We start from the raw sequence: 14,283 nt of genomic DNA, 5'->3' as shown, positions 1-14,283 counted from the left end.
CCGGGGGAAGGGCACGTCAGCGGCTCGGGGTCAGGGACGGGGCGGTCTTCCGCCCGCGCCGTACGACCACGACGGCCGCGAGGCCCACGGCCAGGCCGAGCGCGGTCTGCGGGCCGAAGTGCTCGCCGAACATCAGGGCGCCCCACACGGCCGTGACCGGAGCCATCAGGAACATGAGCGTGTTGACCTCGGTGATGCCCGACCGGCGCATGATCAGCCAGTACAGCCCGTACCCGCCGAACGTGGGCAGCACCACCAGCCAGGCGGTCGCCACCCAGAACGAGGAGTCGGCGGGCGGGGCCGCCGCTCCGCCGCCCACCGCCAGCGCCGAGAAGAGGACGGCACTGGTCAGGCAGTGGATCGTGAGCGCCGCCCGGGGAGCGACCGGCGCGCGGGAGCGGCCCTCCAGGAAGGTGGCCGCCACCAGGGAGAGCATGCCGAGGAAGGGTATGAAGTACGCCCACCAGGCCACGTCCGCGCCCGCCGCCCCGGCGTCGGCCACGGTCACCGTGGCGACACCGGCCAGGCCCAGCCACAGTCCCAGCCACTGCCGGCGCGTCACGTACTGCCGCAGCACGGGCCCGGCGAGCGCACCGGCGACCAGCGGCTGGACGCCGTCGATCAGGGCGGTGGTGCCGCTGGAGACGCCGAGCTGGATGGCGTAGTAGACGCTGAGCAGGTAGCCGCTCTGGGAGAGCGCGCCGATGGCGGCCTGCCGGCCGGTGTCCCGGAGCGTCAGCCCCCGCCACGCCGACCGGGAGACGGCCGCGGCGGCGACGAGGACCACGGCGAGCGGCAGGAAGCGCCACATGAGGAGCGTGCTCGCGTCCGCGGTCCCCGCGCCGAGCTTGGCGCCGATGAAACCGGAGCTCCAGCACAGTACGAAGGCGACCGAGAGCAGGGCGTTCACGTCGACCACATCCAGAGTAGACAGATCGGTTTACTAGTCTCGGGTGCCCACTATACAGATCGGTATACTCGGGGTCATGGGTGAAGAGTTGGGTGAGGTGGGGAAGCCGCACCGGGTCCGGATGACGCCGGGTGCGCGACGCGTGCTGGAAGCCGCCGAGCGGCTGTTCTACGAGCGCGGCATCCACGCCGTGGGCGTGGACCTCATCGCCGCCGAGGCCGGGGTGACCAAGAAGACGCTGTACGACCGGTTCGGCTCCAAGGAGCAGATCGTCGTGGAGTACCTGGCGGGACGCGACGAGCGCTGGCGGGAACTGCTCGCCGGGCGGCTGGACGCGGCGGGGGAGGGTGCGGCGGCCAGGATCGCGGCCGTCTTCGAGGCCTCGCGGGCGTGGGCCGCGGAGTACGGGTCGAAGGGGTGCAGCATGATCAACGCGCGGGCGGAGATCAATGACCCGGCGCATCCGGCTTACTCCGTCATCACGGGGCAGAAGCGCTGGATGCTCGACCTGTTCACCGGCCTCGCCCGGGAGACCGGGACGGCCGGCGGGGACCGTCTCGCGCGCACCCTGATGCTCCTTCACGAAGGGGCACTGGTCGCGTACGGCACGGGTGTGCTGCCCGACCCCTTCGCCGTGGCGCTCGACCACGTCCGGGAGACGCTGGGGAAAGGAGCGGCGCCGGGACCGGACGCGCCGCTACGGTGACCCCATGCCGTCCACCGCAGCGCTCCTCGTCATCGACATGCAGCACGCCACCGTCGCCATGGCGCACCGGGCCGCCGAGACGGTGGCCGCGATCGCCGCGCTGAGCGAGCGGGCGAGGGCGGCCGGTGTACCGGTCGTGACCGTCCGGCAGCGCGGCGAGGGCATGGAGCCCGGCACCGACGGCTGGCGGGTCGTTCCGGAGTTGGCGCCGCGGGAGGGCGAGCCGGTCGTCGACAAGACGACCCCGGACAGCTTCCTCGGCACCGGTCTCGACGCGGTCCTCAAGGCGCTCGGCGTCACCGAGGTGATCGTCACCGGGTTCGCCACGGAGGTCTGCGTGGACACCACGGCACGACAGGCGCTGAGCCGGGGCTACGACCTGGTCGTCGTGGCCGACGGGCACACCACGTCGCGCCGGACGGCCGAGGACGAGGGCCGGCTGGTCCCGGCGGACGCCTCGATCGCGCAGTACAACACGATCTACCGGACGATCGGCTGGCCCGGCCGGAGCATCCGGGTCCGGGCCGCCGCCGACGTGGAACTCATGCCTGCTTGATCGCCGAGATGTCGAAGTTCAGCTTGATCTTGTCGGAGACCAGCACGCCGCCCGTCTCCAGGGCCGCGTTCCAGGTCAGGCCCCACTCCGAGCGCTTGATCTCCGCCTTGCCCTCGAAGCCGACGCGCTCGTTGCCGAACGGGTCCTTGGCGGCGCCGTTGAACTCCAGGTCGATGCTGATCGGCCGCGTGGTGCCGAGGATCGTGAGGTCGCCGGTGATGCGGTAGTCGTCGCCGCCCAGGGACTCCGCCCCGGTCGAACGGAAGGTCATCTTCGGGAACTCGTCCGTCTTGAAGAAGTCCGAGCTCTTGAGGTGACCGTCGCGGTCGGGGGAGCCCGTGTCGATGCTGTCCATCGTGACGTCGAGGGTCGCGGTGGACTTCGCGGGGTCGGTGCCGTCCAGGTGCAGCGTGCCGCCGAAGTCGAGGAACTTGCCCTTGACGTTGGTGACCATGGCGTGGCGCGCCGTGAAGCCGATCGTCGTGTGGGACGGGTCGATCGTGTACTCGCCGGTCAGGGTCGCGAGGTCGGGGGTGCTGGTCATGGCGTCCTCCAGAAAGGTCGAGCCGTGATGTTGAATGTTCAACCAGTCCAACGGTCACGACTCTAGACCTATTCCGTACACGCTTCAACGGTTACGACCGGCGTGGCGGCGAAGCCTGCGGAGCCGGCCGGGTGTGCACGTACAGCTGCCGGCGGTCGCCGACGTCCACGGGCCGCGGCAGCGGCAGTTCGTACCGGACCGGCATGCCGTGGTCCGCGAACTGCCGGCGCGGGTTGTAGACCTGGTTGAACTTCCACAGCATCCGCGCGAAGTTCGTCTGCCCGTGCAGCAGGTTCCGGCCGAGGATGCGGGCCGCGCCGAACGCCGTCCGCAGGCCCAGGTGCTTGCGGTTGATCACCGCCTGGGTGCGCACCAGCTCCTCGTAGAACCGCTCCAGCGGCAGCGTCGTCGGCACCACCGCGTGCTGGATGTCGAAGAGGCGGTAGTCCCGGGTGGTCAGGCGGCGGGACTCCGTGTGCCAGATCTCCGTGCCCGGGTACGGCGTCATCACCGTGAAGTGCACGATCTCCGGCACCGACAGCGCGAACTCCCGCACGACCCGGAAACGCTCCTCGTCCCAGGCCGGGTCCACGATCAAGTTGATGGCGACCTGGATGCCCATGCGGCGGGCCGCCTCCAGCGCCCGGAAGTTGTCGTCCGGGCTGATCCGCTTGCGGAACAGGTCCAGGCCCTCGGCGTCGATGGCCTCCATCCCCAGGAACATGTACCGCAGGCCGAGCCGCGCCCACCGCTCGAAGACCTCGGGGTGGCGCAGCAGCACGTCGCTGCGCGTCTCCAGGTAGTACTGCTTGCGGATGCCGCGCCGCTCGATCTCGTCGGCGATGGCGTTGCCGTGCTCGGGCCGGATGAAGGCCACGTCGTCCACGATGAACACGTTGGGCTCGCGGACCCGCGCCAGGTCCTCGGCCGCCGCCTCGGGGGAGGCCTTGCGGTAGCTGCGGCCGTAGAAGGTCCAGGCCGAGCAGAACGAGCAGTCCCAGGGGCAGCCGCGCGTGAACTCGATGGAAGCGCACGGGTCCAGCTCGCCGATGAAGTAGCGGCGCCGGTTGCGCATCAGGTCGCGGGCCGGGAGCGGGGAGTCGATGCCGTGCATCATCAGCGGCGCGGGCCCGCGTCCGGCGGCGGTGATGATGCCGGGGACACCGTCCACCCCGCCGTCGCGCACCGCCTCCAGCAGCGGCGCGATCGCGGGTTCGCCCTCGCCCCGGACCACCGCGTCCACCGCCCCGGCCGCCTGCTCCAGCACGTCCTCGGCGACGAACGAGACACTGTGCCCGCCGAAGAAGACGAAGCAGCCCGGCACCTCCCGCTTCACCTTCACCGCCAGCTCGATCGCCTCCGGGATGTTCGCCAGGTAGTTCAGCGAGAACCCGAGGGCCTCGGGCCGGAACGCCCGCACCTCGTCGCGCAGCACCCGCTCGCTGAGCACCTGGCGGTCCACGACCCGCACCTCGTGCCCGGCCTCGCGGGCCGCGCCCGCCACCCGTTCGAGGCCCAGCGGTTCCAGGCGCAGGAAGATCTCGGAGTACATCAGGGCGCTGGGATGCACGAGCAGCAGACGCATGGTCACCTCGTCGCGGGTCGGAACGCACCGGAACGGGAGGCGAACCGGAACGGCGGTAGGGCTCGGTGGGGCACGGACAGGCCTCCCTTTCGTAACCCGGCCCGGCCGCCGCCGCAGCCCCCGTACCGCCGCCTGGCGGACCCCGGAACGGGGAAGGGTCATGGGCATGACCTCCAAGTGGCCGCACGACCGCCGGACCGCCGCCGGACCCGACCGCCGCACCTTCCTCCTCGCCACCGCCCTGGCCGCCACGCTCACCCCGGCCCTCGGCGCCCCCGCGCCCGCCGCGGCCCGCGCCGACCCCTACGACACCCTCCGCCGCCGCTGGCTCGACATCGCCCTCGGCACCGACTACGACCCGGCCGCCGAACCGTACGCCTCCCGCCTCGCCGAGACCGGCACCCGCGCCCGCGAGCACAGCGCCACCATGACCCCCACCCCCACCTCCCTGTGGCCCGGCCACCCCTTCGACCCGCCCGCCGGCATCACCTTCGCCTACGGCCGCCTGTGGACCATGACCCAGGCCTACGTCCAGCAGGGCACCGGCTCCACCGGCGACCAGGCCCTCCTCGCCGGCATCCTCCGAGGGCTCGACCACCTCGCCGCCACCGTCTACAACCCCTCCACCACCCGCTACGGCAACTGGTGGGAATGGCAGATCGGCAGCCCCCGCCTCCTGATGGACATCACGGCCGCCCTGTACGACCACCTCGGCCCCGACCGCACCGCCGCCGCCTGCGCCGCCGTCGACCACTTCATCCCCGACGCCATGCTCCGCGACTACTCCGGCACCTCCACCGGCGCCAACCGCGTCGACCTGTGCCGCTCCGTCGCCCTGCGCGGCATCCTGGGCCGGGCCCCCGACAAGATCGCTCTGGCCCGCGACGCCCTCTCCCCGGTCTTCCCGTACGTCACGAAGGGCGACGGCCTCTACGCCGACGGCTCCTTCGTGCAGCACACCTGGGTCGCCTACTCGGGAACGTACGGCCAGGTCATGCTGGACGGCCTCGGCCGCCTCTTCACCCTGCTCGCCGGGTCGGAGTGGGCGGTGACGGACCCGGGCAGGCAGATCATCCTGGACAGCGTCGAGCACGCCTACGCGCCCCTCGTCCACGACGGACTCGTCATGGACACCGTGAACGGGCGCGCCATCAGCCGGGGCTACCTCAAGAGCGACGATCTGCACGTCATGCGCAGCGACCACTTCCACGGACAGCAGCTCATCGCCGCCATGGCGGTCCTCGCGGGCGGCGCGAGCGACGCCGAGCGCGAGCGCTGGCACGCGCGGATCAAGGGCTGGATCGAGCGCGACACCGTCACCCCGGTCCTCACGGCCCCGCAGTTCCCGGTCGCCGACCTGGCCCGGCTGCACGCGATCGCCGACACGCCCGTCCAGGCCGCGCCCGAGCCCACGGAGCACCGCCTCTTCGCCGCCATGGACCGCGCGGTCCACCGGCGCCCCGCCTTCACCGCGGGCCTCGCCATGGCCAGCGACCGCATCGCGCACTACGAGTGCGGCAACGGCGAGAACCCGCGCGGCTGGCACACCGGCGCGGGCCTGCTCACCTGGTGGGCGAACGGGACCGCTTCGGATCAGTACACGGACTGGTTCTGGCCCACCGTCGACTGGTACCGGCTGCCCGGCACCACCGTCTCCACCAAACGCCTCCCCGACCGGGCGGGCGGCGAGTGGGGCGCGCCCAAGCCCGGCGTGCGCTGGGTCGGCGGCACCACCGACGGTGAGTACGCGGCCGTCGGCCAGCACCTCAAGGGCCTCGGCTCCACCCTGGAGGCCCGCAAGTCCTGGTTCTTCCTCGACGACGAGGTGGTCTGCCTCGGCGCAGGCATCACCTGCGCGGACGGGGTCCCGGTCGAGACGGTCGTCGACAACCGCAACCTGGGCGAGGGCGGCACGCAGGCCCTGGTCCGCGGGCGGCACTGGGCCCACCTGGAGGGCCACGGCGGCTGGATCGTGCCCGACGGCGGCCTGCGCACCCTGCGCGAGGACCGCACCGGCGCCTGGTCCGACATCAACACCACCAGCACCACCGAGCGCCGCACCCGGCGCTGGCAGACCCTGTGGCTCGACCACGGCACCGACCCGGCCGGCGCCGGGTACCACTACGTCCTCATGCCGGGTGCCTCCCGGGGGGCCGTCGCCCGCCGCGCCGCCGACCGCCGCCGGCTGACGGTCCTCGCCAACGACGCCCGACGCCAGGCCGTCACCGTTCACCCGCTCGGCCTCACGGCGGCCAACTTCTGGCAGGCCGGCACGGCGGGGCCGCTCACCGCCACCGCGGGGGCGAGTGTGCTGGTCCGGCGCCGGGGCCGCACCGCTACCCTCTGCGTGAGCGAACCGCCGCGCACCGGAGAGCCCCTGGAGATCGTCTGGGACCGCCCGGTGCGCGGGGTCATGCGGACCGACGAGACGGTCGAGATCCTCGCCACGGGCCGCCGACTGCACCTCCGCGTCACTCCGGGGGTGGTATGTACCACCCATGAATGTGAGGTGACTCTCAGCTGACGGCTTTGTGCGACCCCTACAAGCATCAGGCCTCTTGAGCAGTCGAAACGGCTGCATGCCATGGGGGTTCTGTTCAGTGCTACCAGGAAAACGCGCCGGAGACTGTACGGAGTCGACGGCTCGCAATCCTTGGTCGGGTTCGTAGAGTCGCTACATGACCGTTTTGGATGAGGCGCCGGAAGAGCCGACGGACGCGCGCGGACGGGTGGCCGAGCTGCACGAGATCCGTGCGCAGGCACTGGCCGGACCGAGCGAGAAGGCGACGGCGGCGCAGCACGCCAAGGGCAAGCTGACCGCGCGGGAGCGTATCGAACTGCTCCTGGACTCCGGGTCGTTCCGGGAGGTCGAGCAGCTGCGCCGGCACCGGGCGACCGGTTTCGGCCTGGAGGCCAAGAAGCCGTACACCGACGGCGTCATCACCGGCTGGGGCACGGTCGAGGGCCGCACGGTCTTCGTCTACGCGCACGACTTCCGGATCTTCGGCGGTGCGCTGGGCGAGGCCCACGCGACGAAGATCCACAAGATCATGGACATGGCCATCGCGGCCGGTGCCCCGCTGGTGTCGTTGAACGACGGCGCCGGCGCCCGTATCCAGGAGGGCGTCTCCGCCCTCGCCGGGTACGGCGGCATCTTCCAGCGCAACACGAAGGCGTCCGGTGTCATCCCGCAGATCAGCGTGATGCTCGGCCCGTGCGCGGGCGGCGCGGCCTACAGCCCCGCCCTGACGGACTTCGTGTTCATGGTCCGCGACACCTCGCAGATGTTCATCACCGGCCCCGACGTGGTCAAGGCGGTCACCGGCGAGGAGATCACGCAGAACGGCCTGGGCGGCGCGGACGTGCACGCCGAGACCTCCGGCGTGTGCCACTTCGCCTACGACGACGAGGAGACCTGCCTCGCCGAGGTCCGCTACCTCCTCTCCCTCCTCCCGCAGAACAACCGGGAGAACCCGCCCCGCCACGAGTGCGCCGATCCCGCGGACCGCCGCGGCGACACCCTCCTCGACCTGGTCCCGGCCGACGGCAACCGGCCGTACGACATGGCCAAGGTCATCGAGGAGATCGTCGACGACGGCGAGTACCTGGAGATCCACGAGCGCTGGGCCCGCAACATCATCTGCGCCCTGGCCCGCCTGGACGGCCAGGTCGTCGGCATCGTCGCCAACCAGCCGCAGGCCCTGGCCGGCGTCCTGGACATCGAGGCCTCCGAGAAGGCCGCCCGCTTCGTCCAGATGTGCGACGCCTTCAACATCCCGATCCTGACCCTCCTGGACGTCCCCGGCTTCCTCCCGGGCGTCGACCAGGAGCACGGCGGCATCATCCGCCACGGCGCGAAGCTGCTGTACGCCTACTGCAACGCCACCGTGCCCCGCATCTCCCTCATCCTCCGCAAGGCCTACGGCGGCGCCTACATCGTCATGGACTCCCAGTCGATCGGCGCGGACCTCACCTACGCCTGGCCGACCAACGAGATCGCCGTGATGGGCGCCGAGGGCGCGGCCAACGTCATCTTCCGCCGTCAGATCGCCGAGGCCGAGGACCCCGAGGCCATGCGCGCCCGCATGGTCAAGGAGTACAAGACCGAGCTCATGCACCCGTACTACGCGGCCGAGCGCGGCCTGGTCGACGACGTGATCGACCCCGCCGAGACCCGCGAGGTGCTGATCAAGTCCCTGGCGATGCTCCAGACCAAGCACGCCGACCTGCCCTCCCGCAAGCACGGCAACCCGCCGCAGTGACCCGAGGAGCCACGACCATGTCCCCTGCCGACATCCGCGTCGAGAAGGGCCACGCCGAGCCCGAGGAGGTCGCCGCCATCACGGCTCTCCTCCTCGCCCGCGCCGCCGCCCGCCCCGCCGAGATCGCCCCGACCCACGGCGGCGGCCGCGTCCGCGCGGGCTGGCGCCGCCTGGAACGCGAACCGGGCTTCCGCGCCCCGCACAGCTGGCGCTGACCTGAGACGCGCAGAAGGCCCCTCTCCGCCCAGGAGAGGGGCCTTCTGCGTAGGACATGGGGTCGGGCAACACACCCGGGGCGAGGGGAACTGCGCGACCAGCCACGGACTACCCGCACCCGGCAACGAAACCGCCCCCGGCAGCCCAGTGGCCGCAGGGGGCGTGTCGCAGCCCGGCGTAACGGGCAGGCTGCGCGCAGCGTCAGCGCAGGCGAGCCATCAGCGCGTGCTCCACGAGAGTGATCAGCGCCGACTTCGCGTCGGCCCGATGCCGCGCGTCCGTCGTGATGATCGGCGTGTCCGGCCCGATCTGCAGAGCCTCCCGGACCTCGTCCGGGTTGTAAGGCTGCTGCCCGTCGAAGCCGTTCAGCGCGATCACGAACGGCAGCCCGCTGTTCTCGAAGTAGTCGACGGCGGGGAAGCAGTCGGCGAGCCGCCTCGTGTCGACCAGCACGATCGCGCCGATGGCGCCGCGCACCAGGTCGTCCCACATGAACCAGAAGCGGTCCTGGCCGGGCGTGCCGAACAGGTACAGGATCAGGTCCTGGTCGAGCGTGATGCGGCCGAAGTCCATGGCGACCGTCGTGGTCGTCTTGTCCCCCGTGTGGGTGAGGTCGTCGATGCCCGCGGACGCGGATGTCATCACGGCCTCGGTGCGCAGCGGATTGATCTCCGAGACAGCGCCGACGAACGTGGTCTTGCCCACGCCGAAGCCGCCCGCCACCACGATCTTCGCGGAAGTGGTGGAGCGGGAAGGACCGCCGCTAGAGCTTGCGAAGTCCACTGAGCACCCTTTCGAGCAGTGTCACGTCTGGCTGGCCGCCGGCGTTCTCGTCGCCGCCGGGCTGATGGATGGCGACCAGTCCCGCCTCCGCCAAGTCGGCGACGAGGATCCTGGCCACGCCGAGAGGGATCGTCAGGAGGGCCGAGACCTCGGCCACCGACTTGATCTCCCGGCAGAGGTTGCAGATCCGCTGATGCTCGGGCAGCTGGCCCTGCATCTGGTGCGGCTGCGCGGTGGTGTGCACCAGCGCCTCGATGGCGAGCTGGTACCGCGGCCTGGTGCGGCCGCCCGTCATGGCGTACGGGCGCACCAGGGGGTTGTTCGACGCCCCGGCGGGCGCCGGCTCAGGGGTGCGGCGCTGCGGCTGCACGGGCTGGATGCGCGGAGCCTGCGGCTGGTCGTACGGCGAAGGGCCGGGGCCCTGCGGTGCGTACGGCTGCCGGTGGTCCGGGACGGAGGGGTAGCCGTACCCGTTCGCCGAGCCGTCGTTCCGGCCCTGGCCAGGGCCGTACGACCAGTTGCCCGAAGACGGACCGCCTGGGGGTGTTGCCACTTTTTCCTCCTCCGACTGTGCCGGGCATCCATCACTGTGGAGCCGCGTCCCGAAACTTTACGGCCACGGGACGCCAAAACGCACCGTCTGTCCTTTAGTTGAGAAGGCTGCCCTGGAGCTCAGCCCGCAGGTCGGGCGTCAGGACCGTGCCGGCACGGTCCACCAGAAGTGCCATCTCGTACCCAATGAGACCGATGTCCGCCTCCGGGTGTGCAAGAACCGCGAGGGAGGAACCGTCGGAGATGGACATGATGAAGAGGAATCCCCGCTCCATCTCCACAACCGTCTGGTTCACGCTGCCGCCCTCGAAGATGCGCGAGGCACCGGCGGTCAGCGAGGTCAGGCCGGACGCGACGGCGGCGAGCTGGTCGGCGCGGTCGCGCGGAAACCCTTCGGACATCGCGAGAAGGAGTCCGTCGGCGGAGACCACCACCGTGTGGGACACCCCCGGGGTGTTGTCCACGAAGTTGGTGATCAACCAGTTCAGGTTCTGTGCCGCCTGGCTCATCGGGCTCACACTAACGCTCCTGGTTGTAGGTGCTGTCAGGACCACGGTGTTCATTCCTTGTGTCCTGGCCGTTCGTTTCACTGCCTGCGTTGCGGCCCCGTTCGACGCCGCGCCGCAGGTTGCTCAGCCTGCCCCGGACATCCTCCGGAGCGCGGGAGACCTGTGGGCCTCCCTGGGGAGTGGATTCGGCGGTGCCCTCGACCAGGTTGGCCTTGGGTACCCGGCGCGGCAGCCCCGAGGAGGTCACCCCGCCCGCCTTGGGCCTGCGCAGCTGTGACGCCTGCTGCCAGCGGTCGTCGTTCGCCGACCGCCAGTTGTCCGTGCCGTTCGCACCGGCCGTGTCGGCCGGCGTCTCCTGGCCCACGTGCCCGGCGTTGCCCGCGCCGCCCGCGGTGGATCCGCGGCGGGGGAGACCGGCGTCGGTCATCTCGTGGGTGGCGGAGGCGGCCGGACCCGGACGGTCGAAGCCTACGCGGTCCGCCTCGTTCACGTCAGCGGCCTGCGCGGATTCCGTCTCCGGTGCCCCCGAGGGGTACTGGTCCGGATAGCCGTTCTGATACCCGTCCTGCTGCGGCCAGTCGTCCTGGTGGCGCCGCTGTTCGAAGGCTGAGTAGCCCTCCTGCGCACCGACGCTGCCCGACTGGTGCCCGTTCCCGGCCGGTTCCCCGTACGAGGGGTCCGGGTAGCCGCCCGCCGGGTAGCCCTCGCCCTGCGGCAGGCCGCCGTTCGGTGCGAAGTACTGCTCGTCGTACGCCTGCTGCTGGTCCTGGTACGCCGTCTGCTGCTGGTCGGCGTACGCCTGCTGGTCGTACCCGCCGGTCTGCTGGTCCTGGTAGCCGCCCCGGCCCTGGTCGTAGACCGGCTGCTGGCCGGTGAACTGGTCCTGGAAACCGGGAGCCTCGGTGTCCTCGCGGCCGCCGTGCTCCTCCGGACCGGTGAGCTCGGGGTGCGACTGGGCCTCCAGGGCCGCGCGCCGCTCCTCGCGCATCAGCGAGCGGCCGACCGGATCGAGCTCGCGTATGTCGTCGGGGACCTCGGAGTACCGGCTGTCGTCGAAGCCGAGTTCGGCGGCGGTCCGCATGGGCTGACCGACCTGCGCGAAGTTCTCACCCTGGAAGTTCTGCTCCGGGATGATCTGCGAGACGGTGAACTCGTCGCGCTGCTGGTGCTCGCCGCCGCCACCGTGGGTGATGGCGTCCGGGAGCATGACCAGCGAGGTGGTGCCCGCCTGCTCGCCGGAGGGGCGCAGCTGGACGCGGATGCCGTGCCGGTCGGACAGCCGGCCGACCACGAACAGGCCCATGCGCTGCGAGATCGCGGCGTCCACGGTCGGCGGGTTGGCCAGCTTGTGGTTGATGTCCGCGAAGTCCTCGGCGGTCAGGCCGATGCCCTTGTCGTGGATCTCGACCATCACGCGGCCGTCGGGCAGCCGGGTCGCGGTGACGCGGACCTTGGTCTGCGGGGAGGAGAACGTGGTGGCGTTCTCCAGCAGCTCGGCGAGCAGGTGCACGAGGTCGGTCACGGCACGGCCGTGGATCTCGGCCTCGGGCACGCCGGACAGCTCGATGCGCTCGTACTGCTCCACCTCGGAGGAGGCGGCGCGCAGCACGTCGACCAGCGGGACCGGCTGGTCCCAGCGGCGGCCGGGCTCCTCGCCGGCGAGGACCAGGAGGTTCTCGCCGTTGCGGCGCATGCGGGTGGCCAGGTGGTCCAGCCGGAAGAGGTTCTCCAGCTGGTCGGGGTCGGCCTCGTTGTTCTCCAGGTCGGTGATCAGGGTCAGCTGGCCCTCGATCAGCGACTGGTTGCGGCGCGACAGGTTGGTGAAGATCGCGTTGATGTTGCCCCGCAGCAGGGCCTGCTCGGAGGCGAGCCGGACCGCCTCGCGGTGCACCTGGTCGAAGGCGCGGGCGACTTCGCCGATCTCGTCGGTCGAGGTGATCGGGATCGGCGCGACACGGGTGTCGACCCGGCCGGGGTCGGTGCGGGAGAGCTGGTCGACCAGCATCGGCAGGCGCTGCTCGGCGATACCGAAGGCGGCGGTGCGCAGCTGGCGCATGGAGCGGCTCATCTGGCGGGCCACCATGCCGGCCAGGATGAACGCGGCGAGCAGCGCGATCACGACCGCGGCACCCGTGATGTAGGCGTCCCGCTCGGCGTCGTCCGCGATCGTGGACGCCTCGGTCACCGCCTTGTCGGCCAGGTCCGACTCGATCTTCTGGTACGCGTCGAACTTGAGGGTGTTGACCGCCCACCAGTTTTCCGGCGTGATGCCCTGCTCGGCCAGGTCGGCCCGGGCGCTGGGGTCCGTGGACTCCAGCTGGGCCAGCTCCGAGACCATCGTGGTCGGGTTGGTGGGCGGCGGGACGTAGTCCGGGTCCTTGGCCTTGGCCTCCTTGGCCATGGCCGCGCCGTCCTCCTTGAGCTGCGCCTCGGCGTCCTCGAGCTTCTGCGCGTCCGCCTCGGTGCCGCCGCCGATGTACTCCTCGATCGCGATGCGCTCGAGGTAGGCGTACGAGGAGAGGGCGACGCGCTGGCTGGCGAGGTGGCTCGGCTCCGGACCCGGCTTGACCAGCATGTGCATGCCGATGGAACGCTCCAGGGAGAGCGCCGCCTTGGTCAGGGAGATCGCGTAGACGGTACGGCCGTAGGAGGTGATGTTGCCGGTGCCCAGACCGAGCTCGTTGGCGAACTCCATCAAGGGGTGGGCGACGCCGGTGTAGCCCTCCTCGGTCTCCACGCCCTTGAGCTTGGAGGTGTAGGCGGCCACACGCAGCGACTGGAGCTTGGGCTCCTGCTCGCGGAACACCTTCAGCCGGCGCTCCAGGCCTGGCTTGGACGGCATGCCCTGCGCCGCCTCGTCGAAGACGTCGGCCGCCTCGTCGGTGGCCTGGCGGGCCTTGACGACGGCGTCGTCCTTCTGGCCCTTGCCCTGCAGGAGCGGCGCGGCGGTGGTGTCGCGCTCGTTGTAGAGGGCGTTCGCGTAGTCCAGCGAGGCCTGCACCAGGCGCGCGGTGCTCTCGGCGTCCTCGGCGTCCGACCAGGTGTCGATCGAGCTCTTCACCTGGAAGCCGCCCATGACCAGGCCGACCAGCACGGGAATGAGCAGGATCGCGTTCAGCCGGGTGGTCACCCGCCAGTTGCGCGGGGAGAAACGGCCGCCGCTCGGAGCGGGTTCCTCCTTGGGTTCCGCAGCGGGCACGGGGGCGGGCGCCGCTGTACGCGGCGGCGGGGTGAAGTTGCCCCGGGCCGATGGCTCGGGACTGTTCTTGCTTCGCCTCACTCGACCAACAACCTCTCGGCGGTCGGCACCTACGTCGTGCCGCTGTGTCTCAGAGCCCAGTCCGTCGACGAGTACGTGCTACCGCTGAGTACGTCTCGTGCGTGATTGACCATTGGGCAGTTCTGGCATTCCAGCACGGCGACCTGCGCTCTTCCAAACAGTGGAACGCCGGGGTTACACGTGATGTAAGCCCCAGATAAAACGGTCATAAAGAGCGAGGCCCGTCAAAAGACGGTGCGTTCATGCGCGCAGCGAGACCAGTTGACCGCGACGCGTGTTGATACCACCCGATTCCTCTGCCGAAACGTTATGAACGGCCGGGCCGACCGTGTCAAAGGACACAGTCGGCTCCGGGTCGCCTACGGCAACTGCCGTAGATC

At 70.9% G+C, this 14,283-nt stretch carries 12 protein-coding genes; 5 read left to right on the top strand and 7 right to left on the bottom strand.

Going from position 1 to position 14,283, the window contains the following annotated elements:
* Nucleotides 1–16 precede the first annotated feature (16 nt).
* Nucleotides 17–910, bottom strand: a complete 894-nt coding sequence (locus tag AMK11_RS32125) for a DMT family transporter (RefSeq protein ID WP_073731696.1) — start codon at nucleotides 908–910, stop codon at nucleotides 17–19.
* A 76-nt stretch (nucleotides 911–986) separates the two neighbouring features.
* Here AMK11_RS32125 and AMK11_RS32120 point away from each other — a divergent pair, with 76 nt between their 5' ends.
* Nucleotides 987–1,616, top strand: coding sequence for a TetR/AcrR family transcriptional regulator (locus tag AMK11_RS32120; RefSeq protein WP_073731631.1), 630 nt, complete (start codon nucleotides 987–989; stop codon nucleotides 1,614–1,616).
* Between the two features lie 4 nt (nucleotides 1,617–1,620).
* A complete protein-coding gene (locus AMK11_RS32115) occupies nucleotides 1,621–2,172 on the top strand; it encodes an isochorismatase family protein (RefSeq protein WP_073731630.1) in 552 nt (183 codons plus the stop codon).
* Here AMK11_RS32115 and AMK11_RS32110 read toward each other — a convergent pair.
* Both AMK11_RS32110 and hpnR read right to left on the bottom strand, forming a co-directional pair.
* Nucleotides 2,159–2,716, bottom strand: a complete 558-nt coding sequence (locus tag AMK11_RS32110) for a YceI family protein (RefSeq protein WP_073731629.1) — start codon at nucleotides 2,714–2,716, stop codon at nucleotides 2,159–2,161. The genes AMK11_RS32115 and AMK11_RS32110 overlap by 14 nt on opposite strands.
* A 91-nt stretch (nucleotides 2,717–2,807) precedes the next feature.
* Nucleotides 2,808–4,301 (bottom strand): hopanoid C-3 methylase HpnR, encoded by a 1,494-nt coding sequence (gene hpnR / locus AMK11_RS32105; RefSeq protein ID WP_073731628.1) that lies wholly within the window; start codon nucleotides 4,299–4,301, stop codon nucleotides 2,808–2,810.
* A gap of 166 nt (nucleotides 4,302–4,467) precedes the next feature.
* Here hpnR and AMK11_RS32100 point away from each other — a divergent pair, with 166 nt between their 5' ends.
* From AMK11_RS32100 to AMK11_RS32090, 3 genes are all read left to right on the top strand, one after another.
* Entirely contained in the window at nucleotides 4,468–6,825 is a 2,358-nt protein-coding gene (locus tag AMK11_RS32100; protein WP_073731695.1) for a polysaccharide lyase 8 family protein, read from the top strand.
* Nucleotides 6,826–6,979: 154 nt separating this feature from the next.
* Nucleotides 6,980–8,563 (top strand): acyl-CoA carboxylase subunit beta, encoded by a 1,584-nt coding sequence (locus AMK11_RS32095; protein ID WP_073731627.1) that lies wholly within the window; start codon nucleotides 6,980–6,982, stop codon nucleotides 8,561–8,563.
* A gap of 17 nt (nucleotides 8,564–8,580) precedes the next feature.
* Complete coding sequence (locus AMK11_RS32090; RefSeq protein ID WP_019328726.1) at nucleotides 8,581–8,778, top strand: acyl-CoA carboxylase epsilon subunit; 198 nt, start codon at nucleotides 8,581–8,583, stop codon at nucleotides 8,776–8,778.
* A gap of 202 nt (nucleotides 8,779–8,980) precedes the next feature.
* On the opposite strand, the gene AMK11_RS32085 is transcribed toward AMK11_RS32090, so the two are convergent.
* The 4 genes from AMK11_RS32085 to AMK11_RS32070 all read right to left on the bottom strand — a co-directional run bounded on the left by AMK11_RS32085 (nucleotide 8,981) and on the right by AMK11_RS32070 (nucleotide 13,903).
* Nucleotides 8,981–9,562, bottom strand: coding sequence for a GTP-binding protein (locus tag AMK11_RS32085; protein ID WP_009314218.1), 582 nt, complete (start codon nucleotides 9,560–9,562; stop codon nucleotides 8,981–8,983).
* Entirely contained in the window at nucleotides 9,543–10,115 is a 573-nt protein-coding gene (locus AMK11_RS32080; protein WP_073731626.1) for a DUF742 domain-containing protein, read from the bottom strand. The genes AMK11_RS32085 and AMK11_RS32080 overlap by 20 nt, the downstream gene beginning before the upstream one ends.
* A 94-nt stretch (nucleotides 10,116–10,209) precedes the next feature.
* The gene (locus tag AMK11_RS32075) at nucleotides 10,210–10,623 is read right to left on the bottom strand and encodes a roadblock/LC7 domain-containing protein (RefSeq protein WP_004983065.1); all 414 of its coding nucleotides are present in this window, start codon (nucleotides 10,621–10,623) and stop codon (nucleotides 10,210–10,212) included.
* Nucleotides 10,624–10,633: 10 nt separating this feature from the next.
* Nucleotides 10,634–13,903: a sensor histidine kinase gene (locus AMK11_RS32070; protein WP_073731625.1), complete on the bottom strand. Its 3,270-nt coding sequence runs from the start codon at nucleotides 13,901–13,903 to the stop codon at nucleotides 10,634–10,636.
* Between the last annotated feature and the right edge of the window lie 380 nt (nucleotides 13,904–14,283).

It is taken from the genome of Streptomyces sp. CB02414 (assembly GCF_001905385.1).
In the GTDB taxonomy this organism is placed as follows: Bacteria; Actinomycetota; Actinomycetes; order Streptomycetales; family Streptomycetaceae; genus Streptomyces.
This window is presented reverse-complemented; position numbering and strand designations above follow the sequence as displayed.

What these genes read in the sequence shown, in the direction of transcription:
- AMK11_RS32120 (WP_073731631.1), top strand. Translation starts at nt 987, where the DNA reads ATGGGTGAAGAGTTGGGTGAGGTGGGGAAGCCGCACCGGGTCCGGATG.
- AMK11_RS32115 (WP_073731630.1), top strand. Translation starts at nt 1,621, where the DNA reads ATGCCGTCCACCGCAGCGCTCCTCGTCATCGACATGCAGCACGCCACC.
- AMK11_RS32110 (WP_073731629.1), bottom strand. Translation starts at nt 2,716, where the DNA reads ATGACCAGCACCCCCGACCTCGCGACCCTGACCGGCGAGTACACGATC.
- hpnR (WP_073731628.1), bottom strand. Translation starts at nt 4,301, where the DNA reads ATGCGTCTGCTGCTCGTGCATCCCAGCGCCCTGATGTACTCCGAGATC.
- AMK11_RS32100 (WP_073731695.1), top strand. Translation starts at nt 4,468, where the DNA reads ATGACCTCCAAGTGGCCGCACGACCGCCGGACCGCCGCCGGACCCGAC.
- AMK11_RS32095 (WP_073731627.1), top strand. Translation starts at nt 6,980, where the DNA reads ATGACCGTTTTGGATGAGGCGCCGGAAGAGCCGACGGACGCGCGCGGA.
- AMK11_RS32090 (WP_019328726.1), top strand. Translation starts at nt 8,581, where the DNA reads ATGTCCCCTGCCGACATCCGCGTCGAGAAGGGCCACGCCGAGCCCGAG.
- AMK11_RS32075 (WP_004983065.1), bottom strand. Translation starts at nt 10,623, where the DNA reads ATGAGCCAGGCGGCACAGAACCTGAACTGGTTGATCACCAACTTCGTG.